Origin of the sequence: Pseudomonas sp. MAG002Y (assembly GCF_019400845.1) — a bacterium.
In the GTDB taxonomy this organism is placed as follows: domain Bacteria; phylum Pseudomonadota; class Gammaproteobacteria; order Pseudomonadales; family Pseudomonadaceae; genus Chryseomonas; species Chryseomonas luteola.
In genome coordinates this window covers 297,678-315,268 of sequence record NZ_WOEJ01000004.1, presented here as the reverse complement: position 1 = coordinate 315,268, position 17,591 = coordinate 297,678, and the positions used below count along the sequence as shown (strand labels likewise).

The 17,591-nt window shown below is 49.3% G+C and carries 10 protein-coding genes, 1 tRNA gene and 1 pseudogene; 8 read left to right on the top strand and 4 right to left on the bottom strand.

The genetic code is table 11. The features are described from left to right. Positions 1–183 precede the first annotated feature (183 nt). From GM154_RS08345 to GM154_RS08330, 4 genes are all read left to right on the top strand, one after another. Positions 184–1,590, top strand: a complete 1,407-nt coding sequence (locus GM154_RS08345; RefSeq protein WP_219651800.1) for a glycosyltransferase family 1 protein — start codon at positions 184–186, stop codon at positions 1,588–1,590. A gap of 79 nt (positions 1,591–1,669) precedes the next feature. Next, positions 1,670–3,436 (top strand): type I secretion system permease/ATPase, encoded by a 1,767-nt coding sequence (locus tag GM154_RS08340; RefSeq protein ID WP_219651798.1) that lies wholly within the window; start codon positions 1,670–1,672, stop codon positions 3,434–3,436. After that, positions 3,437–4,756 (top strand): HlyD family type I secretion periplasmic adaptor subunit, encoded by a 1,320-nt coding sequence (locus tag GM154_RS08335; protein ID WP_219651797.1) that lies wholly within the window; start codon positions 3,437–3,439, stop codon positions 4,754–4,756. A 7-nt stretch (positions 4,757–4,763) separates the two neighbouring features. Further along, positions 4,764–6,152 carry a TolC family outer membrane protein gene (locus GM154_RS08330; RefSeq protein ID WP_219651795.1) on the top strand — a complete coding sequence of 463 codons (1,389 nt, stop codon included), beginning with the start codon at positions 4,764–4,766 and terminating at the stop codon, positions 6,150–6,152. 52 nt (positions 6,153–6,204) lie between these two features. On the opposite strand, the gene GM154_RS08325 is transcribed toward GM154_RS08330, so the two are convergent. Further along, on the bottom strand, positions 6,205–7,821 hold the full coding sequence (locus GM154_RS08325) for a hypothetical protein (protein ID WP_258019760.1): 1,617 nt from the start codon (positions 7,819–7,821) through the stop codon (positions 6,205–6,207). A gap of 423 nt (positions 7,822–8,244) precedes the next feature. Next, positions 8,245–9,006 carry a helix-turn-helix transcriptional regulator gene (locus GM154_RS08320; protein WP_150348439.1) on the bottom strand — a complete coding sequence of 254 codons (762 nt, stop codon included), beginning with the start codon at positions 9,004–9,006 and terminating at the stop codon, positions 8,245–8,247. Positions 9,007–9,158: 152 nt separating this feature from the next. On the opposite strand from GM154_RS08320, the gene GM154_RS08315 reads away from it, so the two are divergent. After that, positions 9,159–12,635 carry an acyl-[ACP]--phospholipid O-acyltransferase gene (locus GM154_RS08315; protein WP_219651791.1) on the top strand — a complete coding sequence of 1,159 codons (3,477 nt, stop codon included), beginning with the start codon at positions 9,159–9,161 and terminating at the stop codon, positions 12,633–12,635. Positions 12,636–12,743: 108 nt separating this feature from the next. Then, a complete protein-coding gene (locus GM154_RS08310; RefSeq protein WP_019366858.1) occupies positions 12,744–12,989 on the top strand; it encodes a hypothetical protein in 246 nt (81 codons plus the stop codon). A 490-nt stretch (positions 12,990–13,479) separates the two neighbouring features. Here the strand turns inward: GM154_RS08310 and GM154_RS08305 are convergent, their stop codons facing one another. Beyond that, entirely contained in the window at positions 13,480–14,415 is a 936-nt protein-coding gene (locus GM154_RS08305) for a DUF808 domain-containing protein (RefSeq protein ID WP_219651789.1), read from the bottom strand. A gap of 497 nt (positions 14,416–14,912) precedes the next feature. Here GM154_RS08305 and GM154_RS08300 point away from each other — a divergent pair. Further along, a pseudogene (locus GM154_RS08300) lies at positions 14,913–15,158 on the top strand (transposase); the annotation flags it as partial. Between the two features lie 282 nt (positions 15,159–15,440). Then, positions 15,441–16,925, top strand: a complete 1,485-nt coding sequence (locus GM154_RS08295) for a cellulase family glycosylhydrolase (protein WP_258019759.1) — start codon at positions 15,441–15,443, stop codon at positions 16,923–16,925. A gap of 565 nt (positions 16,926–17,490) precedes the next feature. Here GM154_RS08295 and GM154_RS08290 read toward each other — a convergent pair. Continuing rightward, positions 17,491–17,566 (bottom strand) — tRNA-Thr (locus tag GM154_RS08290). Positions 17,567–17,591: the final 25 nt, after the last annotated feature.

The following is a 17,591-nucleotide window of genomic DNA, read 5'->3' as shown; positions in this document are numbered from 1 at the left end:
CTTGGAGCCGTCGTTCAGATCGTGTCAAGATTCCACGCAGCTATAACTATTAAATTTATTCATTACGGCTCGGAAGGTAAGTAGCCGCTTGCTTCTTCGAGGTGTTTACAAGGCGTGATCTTCATGCTTCTACAACAGCTTGGGCTGTTTAGGCATGAGGGCCCTGCGAGGAGCTAATGTTGCATGCGTTTGTTGATTGAATGCACCTACGTGTATGAGCACCCGTCTGATAATTCAGGCATCCAGCGAGTAGTACGAAATGTAATTAAGCAACTTGCGCATATTCAGACGGAAGTAGATTGCATACCAGTCATCATGAAGCATGGTCGGGTCTATCAGGTTCTTAACTTGGAACCTGTCTGTGCCAATGAGTTAGGCGTTTTCAGACAAAAATGGATTGCACGGTTAGAACGGTTACAGCACCGCTTCTGGAGCGTGCACCGGAAGGTAGAGCAACGACTTCCTTATAGGGAGTCGTTGGCTATACGCCGGCTTTGGTATTGGCCGTGCAGGCTGGCTAGCCAATCAATCATATTGCCGTTAAAGACTCTAATTAAGATTGACAAGTGGCTGGGAGAGGATCCACGACGAGCAGTGCCTTTATCCGTCCAGCCCGATGATCATCTAGTCTTGCTAGATTCGTCTTGGCATGCAGGGTTTTTCAAATGCGTTGATAACTTAAAGGCCCAAGGTGTAGGTATTGTTTCTGTAATATACGACTTGATTCCTTTAACGCATCCGCATTATTGCGATAGTCACCTCGTTAGGGTCTTTGACCAATGGTTTAACTGGGTCTCCAAGGCAGCCGATGGTTTCATGTCTATCTCCAAGACTATTAGCCAACAGATCGAAGCTGAGATTCAAAATCGTTTGGGTCCTAAGGAAGCCGGCCAAAAGTGGCACAGTTATTTTCATTTAGGTTCAGAGCTGGACCTACGAAAGGATAACGATACATGTGACCCAACAGTCCGGGCCCTTTTTTCACAGACGGATGAATCTGTCTACCTAATGGTAAGCACTATAGAGCCGCGAAAAAACCACCGTTATCTGCTTGATGCATTTGATTTACTTTGGCAGCAAGGGCAGTCCGTACGGCTTTGCATAATTGGCAAAATCGGCTGGAAGTGCGAAGACCTGGTAGAGCGCATTCGGAGGCACCCTGAATTTAGCAGGAGGCTTTTCATGTTTAACAATTTAAGTGATGTCAGTCTTGAGTATGCCTACGCGCACGCAAAGGCCTTGGTCTTTCCTTCGTATGTCGAGGGGTTTGGCTTGCCATTGGTTGAGGCCATGCAGAGAGGCTTACCTGCGATGGGAAGCGACATACCTGTGTTTCGAGAAGTAGGTGGCGAGTTTATGGCCTATTTTAATTTAGAGCAGCCGTGCTCATTGGCTCGTTTGGTTAAAGAGTATGAGCAGACAAGTGTTTTTCCTGCTGAGCGGGTCTTAGCTGAATGGCAGTGGGTCGGCTGGAGAGAAGCGACTATACAGCTCGTTGAGCGGATTTCACTTAGCATCAAGGAGCAGCGTCCTTTGCCATCTAATGATGACTCTATGCAGCCTGCTTTTTCCTTGGGGCGAAAAGCCTAAAGGGTCCTTTTCCTTTAAAAGAGTGTGTTAAAGTTCGCACTCTTTTTCGCCTGTACGTCTTTTCTTTTCGGTGTCTGTAATGCAATCCAAACCCAAGACGGACCTTGAGAAGGCATTGCTTGCCTGCAAGAGCAGCTTTCTCACGGTTGGCTTTTTTAGTCTGTTTATCAACCTTCTTCTTCTCGTGCCTTCTTTTTACATGCTGCAGGTTTATGACCGAGTCCTAAGCAGCAATAGTGTGACTACACTCGTCATGTTGACATTGATCATGCTGTTGTTGATGACAACGTATGGCTCCCTGGAGTGGATTCGCTCGCGTATCTTGGTTCGAGTTTCTACACGCTTGGATCTGATGCTTAACGAGCGACTATATGATGCGAGCTTCAAGCAGGCCCTTTATACAGGCGGCACTCAAGCATCAGCACAACCACTTAATGATTTGACTGGACTTCGCCAGTTTTTAACTGGTAGTGGGCTGTTCGCCTTTTTCGATGCGCCTTGGCTACCGATTTATGTTGCCGTTATGTTTTTCTTCCATCCCTGGTATGGATGGTTGACGGTACTGGGCGCGGTTATGTTGGTTTTACTAGCTATTGCCAACGAGAAGCTTACAAGCAAGCGTCTGGCTGAAGCTAATAAGGAAAATCTAAGCGCTACCAATTTTACTGGCAAAAACCTGCGTAATGCCGAGGTGGTTGCCTCAATGGGTATGCTACCGAACTTGTTTCGTGCATGGAAAGCTCGTAATAACAAGGTGTTAGCTTTACAGGCAAGGGCAAGCGAACATGGCGGTGCTCTAAGTAACGTCTCGAAAACATTACGGATGATCTTGCAGTCATCAATTCTGGGGGTTGGCGCGTATCTAGTTATTGATCACCAGATTACGCCAGGACTCATGACTGCGGGTTCACTGCTACTAGGGCGAGCTCTCGCACCGATTGACTTGATGATCGGTAGCTGGAAAGGGTTCGTAACAGCTCGGGGCCAATACACTCGCCTAAATGAGATGTTAAGGCAGGTCCAGGCTGAACCTCCCCGAATGTCTTTGCCGGAGCCCAAAGGACATATTTCTGTTGAGCAATTGATATTGACTCCGCCAGGTGCATTTCAGCCAGTCCTCAAAGGTATTTCTTTTAATGTTACGGCTGGTGCTTCGGTTGGTATTTTGGGCGCTAGCGCCGCGGGCAAGTCAACATTAGCTCGCGCCTTGTTAGGTATTTGGCCTGCGCAAAACGGCAAGGTTCGTCTAGACGGTGCCGATATATTTAATTGGAAGCGCGAAGAGCTTGGCCCTCACATAGGTTATTTACCTCAGGACATCGAACTGTTTGACGGTACTATTAGTGAAAACATTGCTCGCTTTGGAACAGTGGACCCTGTGGCTGTAGTAGAGGCGGCGCAGCTTGCAGGGGTACACGAGATGATACTTCGTCTACCTCAAGGCTATGACACCATTATCGGCGCTAACAATGGAGCGCTTTCGGGCGGCCAGCGCCAACGGATAGGTCTGGCTCGCGCTGTTTATGGAAAGCCTAGATTAGTCGTACTGGATGAGCCCAACTCCAATCTGGACGAACAAGGCGAAAAAGCCTTGGGCGCTGCGCTTTTGCGATTAAAGCAAACCGGCGCAACACTTTTTATTGTTACCCACCGCGTAAGTGTGTTGGCTTATGTAGATAACCTTTTGGTCATGAATGAAGGCCAAATCGTAATGTCTGGGCAGCGAGATCAAGTTTTGGCTCAATTGCAAGGTGGTAAGCCAGCTTCTTCTGTCGCTCCTGCACCTGCAAGTTCGCCTTTGCCGGCTGGCGCAAGTGGTACTACAAGTTCCCAGAGTATTAGTTAAATGAATGTCCAACGTTTGGAGGTCGAGTCGGAGGACCTTAAAGTTTCTGACAAGCCAATTCGCCGTTTGGGTTTTATTATTTTGTTTGTGGTCTTTGGCTTGGGCGGCTTATGGGCTGGGCTAGCGCCTTTAGATAGTGCGGCTTTGGCGTCGGGCTATTTAACCGTAAAAAGCTACCGCAAAACGGTCCAGCATTTAGAGGGCGGGATCGTTAAAGAGTTAAATGTGCATGATGGCGATCATGTTAAAGCTGGCGATGTTTTGATGGTGCTTAGTGATACTCAGGCACGAGCTCAGCTTGAGGCTGCTCGTAGCCAGTTGATTGCTGCACAAGCTCTGGAGTCACGACTGATCGCCGAGCGTGATGATAAAGAAAGTATAAGCTTTGAGCCTACTGACTTTCCCGAGGAAGATAGACGTGTTCAAGAGGCTCGCAATAGTGAGCGGCAAATTTTTATAGCTCAGCGCAATGCGCGTTTAGGTGAAATTGATTTGCTTAAAAATAAAATTTCAGAATTAGAGCAACAGATTCGCGGGTTGAATGAAGTTGTCCAAAGCAAGCAGGTACTTTCGAGGTCTTATAATAGCGAGATTAAAGACTTGAGCGACCTTTTGAGGGAAGGTTTTGTTAATAATGAGCGCTTACGTGATCAAGAGCGAAATCTTTCTCGGTTACAAGCTGAGATAGCAGATCAGCAATCAGCAATTGCTCGTGCCAAGGTACAGATTGGCGAAAATAAGCTTCAAATTCTTCAGACTACACAAAAATTCAAATCCGACGTTGCTAACAAGCTAGCAGATACTCAGTCAAAGATTTATGAGCTGCGTGAGCGCGTAGGAGCACTGCAAGATACCGTAAACCGTACTTTGATTCGTGCTCCTGTTAGTGGAATGGTTATGGGATTGGCAGTCCATACTATTGGTGGTGTTGTCGCGCCTGGAACCAAGCTTTTGGATATAGTCCCAGGCGGATCAGACTTGGTTGTCGAGGTGGAAATACAACCAAACGATATTAATAGGGTAGAGCTAGGGAAAAAAGCTGAAGTCCGTTTTAGTGCTTTTAAGAATGCAACAACGCCAATTTTAGAAGGCGAGCTAGTGTACGTTTCTGCTGACAGATTGACTGATGAGAAGTCTGGGGCTCCGTACTATCTAGGTAGAGTTGCATTAACTGAAAAAGGTCGTAGAGATTTAGGGAACCGTGAGCTTTTGCCTGGCATGCCCGCTGAGGTTCTAATTAATACAGGTGCCCGAACTTTCCTCAACTACTTACTCAAGCCAGCACGTAACGCAATGGCGCGTTCAATGATTGAGGAGTAGATTTAAAATGTTAAGGAAGTTTTTTGTATTGATTGCCTGCATAGCCTTACCATTGGCTAGTCATGCCCAGTCCTACCGGAATGTAGATCCTGAAAGTTATATTGACCTCTGGCATTTATATCAACAAAATAATATATCGAATCCGAATATATTAAGTGCAGAGGCGCAAATAAATAATGCGCAAGGCCAAGAAAAGTCTGCCTTTGGCCAAATGTTGCCTCAAGTGAGCGCTAGTACTTCTTTCACTCGGTTGAGCCGAGAGCAAGAAATAAAGGAATATACAAGCGGTGAGACCTATACGATAAATTTGAATCAAGCAATTTATAATCCTGCTGCCTGGAGAGGGTACAAAAAATACTCAGAAATGACTGCGCAATACCGTTCTCAGTATGAGGATGCAAAAATACAGGCTACAGCTGAGCTTGTTCAACGTTACTTCGCTGCCTTGGCTGCTGAGGATGAGCTGGAATTAACGATTGCTGAGCGGAAGGCTACCCAGCGCAATTTGGATCGCTTACAGGCAATGTTTGACCGGAAGCTGGCAACAGTAACTGATGTATTACAGGTTTCTGCAAAGGTAGACAGCCTAGAAAGCTCCGAAATTGAGGCAAGAAATCAGATCCAAGTAACTCGAGAAGCATTAGCTGAGTTGATAGGTCGCGAGGTCTATCAACCACTCAAGCGGATCGATACTAATGCGCATTTTGACATGCCGGCGGAAACTGAAGAACAATGGGTTGGCTTGGCCGTTTCTAATAATCCTGCGCTGCAGGCGAAGCAGAAAGCAGTAGATTCAGCTAATTATGCCGTTGAAGAAGCACGGGCTGGCCATCTTCCTACACTGAGTTTGGGTCTCGGTGCGCAACGAAGTGATTTTGCTTATCAAAATGTGCCTTCGCCTCGAACTGATACGTACTCCGCGAGTATTACGCTTCAGGTCCCTCTTTATAGCGGAGGCTCCACCAGCGCTCGTGTAGAGGGACTTTATGGGGCGCGAGATGCCGCCGAGCAGGATTATGAAGCTGTGCGGCGGCAGGTTATCAAGGAAACGCGGACGGCTTATATGAAAAGTGCCTCTGATCTGAGCAAGATCGCCTCGTCACGTCGTGCCTTGGACTCAGCTATCAAATCCCGAGAGGCTAATGAGCGCTCTTTATCTTTAGGTGTGGCTACTGCAGTAGATGTCTTGAATGCCGTGCAGCAGGAGTACTCTGCACGTCGAGATTATTTAAAAGCGCAATATGATTTTATTACCAATCAGCTTGTTCTGCTCCGCTGGCGCGGAGATCTGGCAGATGCCGATATTCGCAAGATTAACGATTGGCTGAGCGTCCCCGTACCAGGCGAAAAGCGCAGCACAGGCGTTAAGGAAGGCGAAGTATCAAAGAAAGGGTGACAATGTTTCCAGACGGTGGCTCTAATCAGCTTGGCCGCCTGGAAACTTTGGCCTAGCCTTTTCGATTAGGTGCTGTATCTAGTCGCCGCCACTGCCCTTGATCCTTTACAAAAGTCACAACGCGATTATCCTTCTCGGTAATGGTTGCCTTGGTGTACTCAGGCAAGTCGACCTGAAAATCTCTGCCTTCCAGATAAACCCCACCGCAATTGCTCGGGTCATTGCGAAAGTCTGCTGGCTGCGGTCGTAGCTCGTAAATACCCCGATGAAAAAGCAGGTTTGCATAGCCGCGAACGCTCATGTCAGTAGATAGCACTGCACATTTAACATCCAGCTCCTGCTCGACCAGCGATGCCAACTGCTTGTTTTGCTCATCAATCTGGGGCCAGGCCGCGTAGGTATTAATGTCCTTCTTATACGTCATGCAGCCTTGTATTGCTGCCAGGACGATCAGCCCTGCCAATACGGTTCTGCCTTTGGTCCTGAAGTAAAGCAAGGACAACCCAACCAGCAGTGCTGCCGGGAAGATGAACTTCAAGCGGTCAAATGAAAACTGCGTGGCATGCTGAAGCATGATCAGATTTTCCAGTAGCGGTACGCTAGCCGCGATGAGAACCACCAGCGTAATCGATAATGCTCTGTTTGACGTACTCTGGCTTTTCTTCAGCCAGATGAGTCCCGCCGCTGTTATCAGCATGGCTGCGATGAAATAGCCATAGGAGAGCACATAGGCATGCAGCAGATCGGACAAACTGCCGGCACCCGCGCTACGGGCCAGGAAGCGTCTGGCAAAGGCCTTGAGTGTGGGCAGCAAACCGGCAGCAAGGCTGTAATGCAGGATAGTGATAACGCCTGCCAGGATGGTGGCTATACAGATTTTCTTGGATAGCCACCGTGAGCCCTCGATTCTCAGGGTGTTTACCCAAAGAATGCAGAACAGCCCGAAATTGAAGAAGTATCCTGTCCATTCGGTTAATGCGCCGAAGAAGGCCAGCGCACAAAGCGCCCAGGCGTAGCGCTGACGACTCTGTATATCGGTCACTGAACAGTACTTGAACAAGACAAACAGCGAAGACAGCAGGATCAGCTGATAGAAGCTTTGTACCCAGTAGATAACGCCATGGGAAAGCAAAGCCTCACGGCTGAAAATACCAATTACGCAGCCCATGAGTGCGCCGGAGACTGCTGACCACGCGTTCAGACCATTGAAGCGAAGAACCTTGAACAAGAAGGTAAACAGCAGCAGCGTGATGACCGAGCCTAGGACAAAATTGAAAAAGGCCAAGCTTTCCAACGATATATTCTGGCCCGATACCTTCAGTGCAAAGTAGGGTGCCAGAAAGCCATAGGGCGTAAAACTGGTATAGACGTAATCACCTGTTCGTGTAGGAATGGTCGCGCCCCAGGCGATGTGCTTGTCCTTTTCTTCGCCTAGCGAAATGGTGGGTAGATACCAATGGTGCGTGACATCGGACTCGTTTAACGCATTCAGAGTAATCAGGACGTGGTAACTCGCTTCCAGGTTCTGGGAGCCTGTTACCTTCTCAAAATCATGTAGCCTGAAAAAAAGAGAGATGGCCAATAAGATACAGACGGCCACTATTCCTAAATAGAAAGGTTTTTGCTCCGAATACGTGGCCGTTTCTAACGAATAATCCAAACTCTTCATCTTTACCCCCTTTGGCATAGCTGAAAGGTCTTCAAAAGCCGGGCGCAGATGAACAAGCGGAGACAGCCCGGCAGGTGGCAGGCATTCCATGCGTATGTCAGGACGGCAATATCAGCAGGCCATGAACGTCAGGCGGAAGACGCGTCTGGAGCGGGCGCTCCGATGGCTACGCACACTGCTGTAAATCAGAATTTCTCTGACGAAGTGGCGGGTCGATCCTAGAAACAGTGACCCTGGTACAGATGGCACTAAACAATACAGACGATTTCAGAGCGCCATCCCGAAGTCTAGAAAGTAGCGGAGGGGCGTCAAGTTATAGCCGAGGGTTGGGTATCTCTATGCTTTGGATATTTGAACTTGACCATAAAATAGCCAAACTTATGCATCAAATTTGGGAAATAGGGTAGAAACTACCGGAGCTTCTCATTTGCCTGATTTTTTCTTTTCGGCGGAGCGCTTGCTGTAACGTTCGAACAGCCCATAGCGCCATTGCCGTACTGCCAGGACGGTCGTAGTGCCAAAACGCTGCGTTATGGGCAGTCCTGCTTCTTCCTCACACAGGTTGTTAAATTCTCGCCCCAAGCGCTGAAGCTTTTGTTGCCACTGTGCATTTCCCGCGCGTGATAGCAGGCCGTTGAAGACCAGAAGTTGCTCCGACTCACCTTCGAAGCGCGAATGAAAGAAGTCCTTGGCGACTTGCTCCTGAAAAAGTTGCTGGATCGGACCACCTGAACGCCAGCGGAAATTTCGGCTGATCAACAACTTGATGCGATTGTTGGGTAGCAATTCGATAAGCTTCAAACGATCCAACCGTACCAGTAATCGGGTGCATTCAGCGGCTGTCAGCTGATATTGCTCAGTAATGTTGGTAAAGCTGTAGCCGTTGATCACGCATACGGCTACAAGCAGAAGCAAGCCGTCGCTGGCAATCTCCTGTTCCTGAGCCTCGCTCAGTTCATCGGTTTGTCGCTGCTGCACGGACATGGCCTGTACAAGTTCGGTAATGTCCATGTCGATCACATTGCATACGAGTGACAAGCGCTGCAGGGTAAAGCTCTCCTCCGCGAACAGACGCTTGACCGAGGCTTCGCTTAGGTCTAGTGCCGCTGCTACATCGGCATACGTCTTACCGTGTGCTTTCAGTTGTTTTTTCAGGGTTTCGATCAGGGAAGAAACTTGGGCCATCTCAAAATCTCGAAGGAAAAGGTAATAGCGGCCAAAAGTATCGAAAATTAATACCTAAGACATTTCTTAACGCTACGTTTTGCATTTTAGTTGTGGATTTTGAAGGGCCCCGGCAGTCTGCCTGCACTTCCATCCCGCTCCAGAGGCTTGTTATGGACAAACTGCACCGACTATCGGGCGCCTGGCCTTATCTGATCGCGATCTTTCTGAACGCATTCGTCGATCTGGGCCATAAGATCATCATTCAAAATACCGTCTTTAAAATCTATGACGGCTCTACTCAGATTGTGCTGACTGCCTTGGTCAATGGGCTGATGCTTCTGCCTTTCATTCTCTTATTCAGCCCTTCCGGTTATGTGGCGGATACCTTTCGCAAGCTATCCGTCATGCGGCTATCAGCCTGGGCGGCTGTCGGGATTACCGGACTGATTACCTGGTCGTACTATGCCGGCTGGTTCTGGCTGGCGTTTGCCATGACGCTGCTGCTTGCTGTACAGGCCACTTTTTACTCACCAGCCAAGTACGGCTATATCAAGACCTTGTTTGGAAAGGCGCGGCTCGCTGAGGCCAATGGCCTGGTTCAGGCTGTTTCGATCGTAGCGATATTGGCTGGTACGTTTGTCTTTACCGCGCTTTTTGAAGGCAGCCTTTCTGCTGAGTCGAAAACCGCTGACGAGATGCTGCGCGATATCGCCCCACTCGGATGGCTTCTGGTAATCAATAGCGTGATTGAGCTGGCGCTGTTGTACTGCTTGCCTGATAAGGAAGTACCCGCCTCCAGCCGACCCTTTAACTGGCAGGATTACATCCATGGTCGTGCGGCTGTAGCAAACCTGCAAACGGTCAAGGCGCAATCGGTTATTCGCCTAGCCATTGTTGGGCTGGCAACATTCTGGTCGGTTGGGCAGGTCATGCTGGCAGCCTTTCCGTCCTACGCCAAGGACAGTCTGGGCGTCAGTAATACTCTGGTCGTCCAGGGCATCCTGGCCTGCAGCGGTATCGGCATTGCGCTGGGTTCGGCGTTGGCAAGCAGCCTGTCGCGCAATCGCATCGAGACTGGCCTTGTTCCGCTGGGGGCGTTGGGTATCGCCGTGGGGCTGGGCGGTTTGCTGCTGCTAGATTCACCACTCTCTCATGCGCTCAACTTTGTTTTCATCGGTGTGATGGGCGGCCTGTTCATCGTACCGCTCAACGCGCTGATTCAATTCCACGCACCTGAAAAGGAATTGGGAACAGTACTTGCCGCCAGTAACTGGATACAGAATCTATCCATGCTGGGCTTTCTGATCCTGACGGCAGTTTTTGCACTGCTAGGCGTCGATAGTCGCTATCTGCTGGGCCTGATTGCTCTGGTTGCGTTGATAGGTGGCGCTTACACCGTAGGCAAGCTGCCGCAGAGTTTGGTCCGCTTTCTGCTCAGCTTTTTCATGACCCGTCATTACAAGGTGGAAGTGCATGGCCTGCAAAATCTGCCCGCACAGGGCGGCGTCTTGTTGCTGGGTAACCACATCAGTTGGGTCGATTGGGCGATTGTGCAGATTGCCTGCCCACGGCCTGTTCGCTTCGTGATGCTCAAGGACATCTACAACCTGTGGTTCATGCGGTGGTTCTTCAAGTCTTTAGGCTGTATTCCGATTCAGCCGGGTGCCGGTGCTGCCCAGGCGTTGGATCAGGTAGCAGAATTACTCAATGCTGGCGAGGTGGTCTGCCTGTTCCCCGAGGGAGCCATCAGCCGCAACGGTCAGCTGGGTGAGTTTCGGAAGGGCTATGAGCGCGCATGTGAAAAGGCCAATGCAGATGTACTGATCGTACCGTTCTATTTGCGTGGGTTGTGGGGTAGTCAGTTCTCGCGCTCATCCAGCAAGCTGAAGGAACTGCGCGACTCACCGTTGCACCGTTCTGTAGTCGTCGCCTTTGGCAAGACCTTGCCCAAAGACACGCCTGCCGATGTTCTCAAGCGCCGGATATTCGACCAGACCATTCGCTCCTGGCAGATCTATATGGAAGACCTGCCAACCCTGGCCGATGCCTGGATCGAAACTGTTAAGCGTCGCAGCGGGCAGTTGGCGATTGCCGACAGCCTCGGCAAGCCAATGAAGGCGGCTCAGGCGCTTGCCGCTAGCAGTGCCATGGCGCGTCGTATCACCAAACTCAGCCCAGAGCAGAATGTGGGGCTGTTGCTACCGACCAGTGCCGGTGGTGTGCTGGCTAATATGGCAACCCTGCTGGCCGGCAAGACGCTGGTCAATCTCAACTATACGGCAAGTCAGGAGGCCCTCCGCTCAGCACTGGAGCAGGCCGGCATACAAACGGTCTATAGCTCCAAACGTTTCGTCGAAAAGCTCGAGCAGCGAGGGCTGCCGGTCAAGGCTGTACTGGAAGGGCGCCGTGTTGTCTATCTGGAAGATATGCGACAGGAGTTCAGCAAGACCGAGCTTGCGGCAACCTGGCTGGCGATCCGCCTATTGCCTGTCTGGATGCTGCGGCCGCTGCTGAGTCGAGCGCACAATCCTGAGGCAACCGCGGCCATTCTGTTCTCCAGTGGCAGTGAGGGTGCGCCTAAGGGGGTCATGCTCAGTCACCGTAATATCATGGCGAACCTGAAGCAGACATCCGATGTGCTCAATACTGAGAATGACGACGTTGTCATGGCCTCGCTGCCGCTGTTCCATGCGTTTGGTTTGACGGTTACACAGTTCCTGCCATTGATCGAAGGGCTGCCAATGGTCTGCCATGCGGACCCGACCGATGTCATGGGCATTGCCAAGGCAGTCACGACGTATCGTGCCACTATCATGTGCGGCACATCCACCTTCCTGCGGCTCTTTACCCGTAACCGCAAGGTGCACCCGCTTATGCTGGACAGCTTGCGCATCATCGTCGCAGGGGCCGAAAAGCTCAGTGATGATGTCCGCGAGTCCTTCAAACTCAAATTCAACAAGGAGATTTATGAGGGCTACGGTGCGACTGAAACGGCGCCTGTCGCCTCGGTCAACCTGCCGGACGCCATTGATGTAGCCTATATGCAGGTACAGTGCGGCGGTAAACAGGGCACAGTAGGGATGCCGTTACCTGGTACCAGTCTCAAGATCGTTGATCCAGAAAACTTTGAAGAGTTACCTTCAGGCCAAGAAGGCATGATTCTTATCGGCGGCCCTCAGGTCATGCAGGGCTACCTGAACAATCCTGCCAAAACAGCCAGCGCCATTCATGAACTTGACGGTGTACGTTGGTACGTGACGGGCGATAAGGGTCGACTGGACGAGGATGGCTTCCTGACCATCGTGGACCGGTATTCACGGTTTGCGAAAATCGGGGGCGAGATGGTTAGCCTGGGCTCTGTTGAACAGGCTCTCATCAAGCTGATCGACAACTCCGAAATCGAAGTCATGGCTGTCAATGTGCCGGATGCCAAGAAAGGCGAACGTATTGTGATTCTTCATGAGCAGCCTCTGGACACTGGTGCGCTGGAAAAGCGCATGCTTGAAGCAGGTTATAACCCGCTCATGGTGCCTTCTACCTGGATTCACGTGGATGCGCTGCCTAAGCTAGGCTCCGGCAAGGCAGATATTGCCTCGGCCAAAAAGCTTGCGCTGACTTCCGCCGTGGAGACCAGTGCTTCTGAGTAAGCTCCGCGTTAACGCTAAGGCCTGCTTATGCAGGCCTTTTGTATTTTAGAGCCTCAAGAGCTGTCTATTAGGCTCTAACGTATTCGCCCAACATCATGAGAGCTGTTGATGAACGAAAAAGAGCTGATCGCTATTGTTACCCGTGCCATTGATTCAGGTGACCTACCTGATTTTAGCCCCTCGATGACAGGCGCCTTGCTTTTCGAGACTCTGGTTGAGGAGTGGGACGCATTGAGCGAGGAGGGCCGAGGCAATCTAATGCTGGTATTGAGCATATTGGCCAAAGAACTTTCGAGCGAAGCCAAGGCAGAGCGGGAGACGCAGAAGATTCTGGATAGGCTGCGCAAGGGTTGAGTATAAGCTCTAGTAGCCTCTTGAGATGGGGACAGTAACGTTGTGCAAGCGACATAAATAAGGTATGGATAAGATTGAAAATTACTTCAGCTGTCCCCTTCCAGCCGTCTTTTCAATTCCTGCCAAGGCCTCCTCTCCCGTATCTCTTGTCAGCTCCTGACACCACGCCTGTGTGGCGCCGAGTCATGACTATGGCTGGTCTTAATGCGTTGTGGGCGCGAGTGATGATGGAGGTGGCGTACGCTTCCAGTGTTGTTTATATATCGTTGTGCTGTGGCAGTAGCTGAGTCTGGATCCAGGCATCTTTCATGGCTTGGCAGCCGCCGTAGTCTAGATCAAGAGGAATGGCGTGGGCTGAGTCTTTTAATAAGGCTAGGCGGCCATCGACAAATGAACGCAGCCTTTGCGGCTCATGGCAAAGGCTAACGGCAAGCCGAAGTGGCTATGCCACCTGGGCCTGCTGTTGTTCTGCCTTATGATCGGGCGGAGCTTAATGACTAGCGGACGGTTTACGACGAAGCAGCTTGCTGGCGATGCCGACCACTATCATGACCACTGCACCGGCGAAGATGCCGAATACAATATTGAACAGCGTAGGCGTCAGTACGCCTAGAACAGGGCCTATTGCCGGTACGCCTGCAGCCACGTGTTCCAGGGTTTCAATCAGATGATGAAGAGCCGGGATGCCATGGGTCAGAATGCCACCGCCTACCATGAACATGGCAATCGTTCCGACAACGGATAGCCCCTTCATTAGCATCGGAGCCGCATTCACAAGGCCTCGCCCGATTGCCTGTACAGCCGAGCCGCCGCGCTTGGATAGATAAAGCCCAAGATCATCCAGCTTTACGATACCGGCGACCAATCCATAGACGCCAACAGTCATGGCTATGGCAATCAGTGACATGACCACGACTTGTTGCATGAGCGACGCTTCAGCCACGATACCCAGGGTGATGGCAATGATTTCCGCGCTCAGAATGAAGTCTGTTCGAACCGCTCCGCGGATCTTTTCCTTTTCATAGGCCACAAGGTCAATGTTTGGATCAGCGACAGCTTTTACGTGCTCTGAAGAATCGTGACCATGAGAAGGCAAAAACTTATGCGCAAGCTTTTCTGTACCCTCGAAGCAGAGGTACGCACCGCCTAGCATCAGGAGAGGTGTTACCAGCCACGGTGCAAAGGCGCTGATGAGCAGCGCGGCGGGAACCAGAATGGCCTTGTTGATCAGTGAGCCTTTTCCTACGGCCCAGACCACAGGCAGCTCTCGCTCTGCCTTGATTCCAGTTACTTGTTGCGCATTGAGTGCAAGGTCATCACCCAATACGCCGGCTGTCTTTTTTGCAGCCACCTTGGACATGACGGAGACATCGTCCAGTACCGTGGCGATGTCATCGAAAAGTGCAAAAAAACTACCTGCTGCCACAATGGTTTCCTTTCAAGTTAGATGTCCTTCCAGCGCGCGACCGGGCGAGGTTCGGCTCTGGAGCCTGCTTGATAGCGAAGCGGCGCCAGTATAAGGGAGCCGGGCGGTGAAGCTGATCAAGAAACTGAAGTAGGGGAGGCGAGGTTGATTGGGAGAGGTGCGGCCATTCCTGCGTGCGACCTGCTCCCAGCGGGCTGAATAACATCTCGCTGATCAGGAGCTGTTATTCGAGGCGTCCTTCTATATCACCTAGCCAGTCGAATACGCCCCTGTCGGTAGGTGTTTTCAGGAGCTTCATCAATGCCTTAGCCATCGTTTATCTCTCTTCTTCTCTTGTCTCAATAGACCTGAGTCCCGGAGTGAGCCGAGGTTTCAACAGAGGGATGTATAGCATTGGTAAGATGCAACAGAATGTTTCTAAGTTTTGTGCAAAAAGTTCGAATAGGTAATGTGAGGTCCTGATTAAGCAGAGGGCCGCATGGCAAGGCGTTACGAGTTACCGAGTGCAGCCTGTGATTCCGCTGCAAACCCTGAAACGCAAGTCCAAACCGGGACTGCCTCGACTGTTCGACCGGACGAAATACCAGCAGCGAAACATCATCGAGCGGATGTCCGGCTGGCTGAAGGAAAGCCGCCGGATCGGTACTCGTTACGACAAGCTGGCAAGAAGTTTTGCCGCCATAGTCACGTTGGCCTGCACGCTGCGATGCCTACGGCATTACTTTAGTACGGAACCTCGCTAGGTGTGAAGATAGACTCACCGTTAGGTCTATTTTAGAAACACAGCCTTCTTAACGCATGAAGACGCCAAATTTATGACAAAGGAAATTTTAAATAAATAAAGTTTATTAAAAACAATGGTTTAAATCACCGTACTGATCTGGCATGAAAATTGTTGTGGCATTCACTCAGAAGCCCTTAGGGATCTGTTTACGTATGGCCAAAGCTACTAACCGTCAAGCGTTTCAAGTAAGTTGCGCTAGGTATAGCGAATGGCAGAACCACTTAGCAATTTGGTGATGTGCATGCTTAAGCCCCTGTTTTTTACAAAATCTCTAATTATGACTACTGTTCTACTTTTAGGATGTGCCGAGGCAAGGGCAGAGCAAGTAAGCTTAGTTGGCTTGAATATGTCCGGCGCCGGCTTTGCAGGAAGCGTACTACCTGGTGTGAACGGAACTAACTATATATTCCCGGTTGAGTCCTATTTTCAGCAATGGAGTTCGAGGGGTATTAAATTAATTCGTTTCCCTATTCTTTGGGAGCGCTTGCAGCCAGTCTTAGATGGCCCGCTTGATCCAACCTATGCTGGCTTAATAGACAGAACTTTTAGCTATGCAGGAAAATATAATATGAAGGTAATTTTGGATCTTCATAATTATATGCGGTATCGTGGTGAAATTATAGGAGCGGGGAAAGTATCTTATAATCATTATCAAGCTATCATGACAATGATAGCTCAACGTTGGAGCGGGCAGTCCTCATTATATGCATACGATATAATGAATGAGCCGCATGACGCCCTAGCATATTGGCCAACAGCGGCACAATATGGAATCAATGGCGTTCGCGCCATTGATAAAGTGCGTCCAATCATGGTTGAAGGAAATGGGTGGTCTGAAGCAACACGCTGGGCTCTATGGAATGACGTCCTGCTAAATCTAAAGGATCCCTCAAATAATATAATTTTCCAAGCGCATTCATATTTTGATGACAATGCGGGAGGGAACTATATAAATGTTAATGTTGGTGCTTTAAGCCCAAATTATGGCGTAGAGAGAGTCAAACCCTTTATAGAGTGGCTTAAAAAGCATGGTAAGCGGGGAATGATTGGAGAGTTTGGTGTGCCAGACAATGACTCTCGCTGGCTAACTATAATAGATAACCTTCTCGCATATTTGCAGCAGAACTGTATTCCTTCAACTTATTGGGCTGCTGGGCCAGGTTGGGGAAATTACAACCTTTCAGTCGAACCTATTAACGGACAAGACCGACCGCAGTGGGCTGTATTAAAAAAATATATTAATGATACAAGTTGTATTAATTACGGCCCTTTAACTATTGGTTATAACGCGAGCCCGACCCCGACAAGCGCTGCGCCAGAAAGCGCTAGCACTACAGCAGCGACACAAAGTCAACTTAATGCTATACAGCAGCTTTACTTGGCCTATATGGGCAGAGCCTCTGATAAAGCAGGATTAGAGTATTGGGCAGGGGAAATAGCTTCTGGCAAAATGACTATTGAACTTATTGCTAAGAGCTTTACCTTAAGCGACGAGTATCGATCTAAGTATGCTGGCTTGAATTATGAGGGCCTTGTTGAAAAGGTTTATCTGAACGTATTGAACCGTACCGCAGATACGGCAGGTAAGGTCTATTGGGTTAATGAGCTATCTCAAGGAAGGGTTACGACTGATGTATTCGTCTTGGCAGTGATTAACGGCCTCGGAGTAGCGGATAAAGTAGTTTTTGATAAAAAAATCGCTACTGCTTTTTCTATAATGAAGTAAGGTTATAGTCCTAAAATATAATTCTCTTATTTGAGTCGGCGCAGTAAATTTATTTTAAATTATCTGCGCCATATTAATTAAAAATTTAGAGCTGAACTAATGTTATTTCCACATTTTTATTAAATGAGTTTGAGATTTTTTAAATTAGCTTGGGTTGAGTTTATACATTATAAAATCCATGTCGTCTGAAATTCTTAGACTCTATGTGGAAGTATTATATATCCGTTATGCGTCTGCTGATTCGGTTTTCTAATTCATTAATTTGAGATGATGGTGAGACATTAAAAAAGAGCTTCAACACAGGTGGCAGAAATTTTCAGATAGAGTCTAAGCAGGTGAGAGTAAAAATATTCGAAAGGTAAATCTTTTCTATTTTATAACGCACCGTTATAACGGACCATAGATGGATCAGGTTTGAGGTATCGCTAGTGGCGATGGAGAGTTTATGGTAATGAAAGGAAACACGCTTTAGTAAAGCGGCCATATAGCGGAATAGCTTAGGAAGCTTAGAGCCCTAAAAGCAGAAATTAAAAAGGCCCGCATTTCTGCGAGCCTTTGAGTTTTATGGTGCCGGCACCAAGAATCGAACTCGGGACCTACTGATTACAAGTCAGTTGCTCTACCAGCTGAGCTATACCGGCATCAATGGTGCGCATTATAAGGATT

Coding starts and splice junctions, on each gene's coding strand:
- GM154_RS08345 (WP_219651800.1), top strand. CDS start 184: ATGCGTTTGTTGATTGAATGCACCTACGTGTATGAGCACCCGTCTGAT.
- GM154_RS08340 (WP_219651798.1), top strand. CDS start 1,670: ATGCAATCCAAACCCAAGACGGACCTTGAGAAGGCATTGCTTGCCTGC.
- GM154_RS08335 (WP_219651797.1), top strand. CDS start 3,437: ATGAATGTCCAACGTTTGGAGGTCGAGTCGGAGGACCTTAAAGTTTCT.
- GM154_RS08330 (WP_219651795.1), top strand. CDS start 4,764: ATGTTAAGGAAGTTTTTTGTATTGATTGCCTGCATAGCCTTACCATTG.
- GM154_RS08325 (WP_258019760.1), bottom strand. CDS start 7,821: ATGAAGAGTTTGGATTATTCGTTAGAAACGGCCACGTATTCGGAGCAA.
- GM154_RS08320 (WP_150348439.1), bottom strand. CDS start 9,006: ATGGCCCAAGTTTCTTCCCTGATCGAAACCCTGAAAAAACAACTGAAA.
- GM154_RS08315 (WP_219651791.1), top strand. CDS start 9,159: ATGGACAAACTGCACCGACTATCGGGCGCCTGGCCTTATCTGATCGCG.
- GM154_RS08310 (WP_019366858.1), top strand. CDS start 12,744: ATGAACGAAAAAGAGCTGATCGCTATTGTTACCCGTGCCATTGATTCA.
- GM154_RS08295 (WP_258019759.1), top strand. CDS start 15,441: ATGCTTAAGCCCCTGTTTTTTACAAAATCTCTAATTATGACTACTGTT.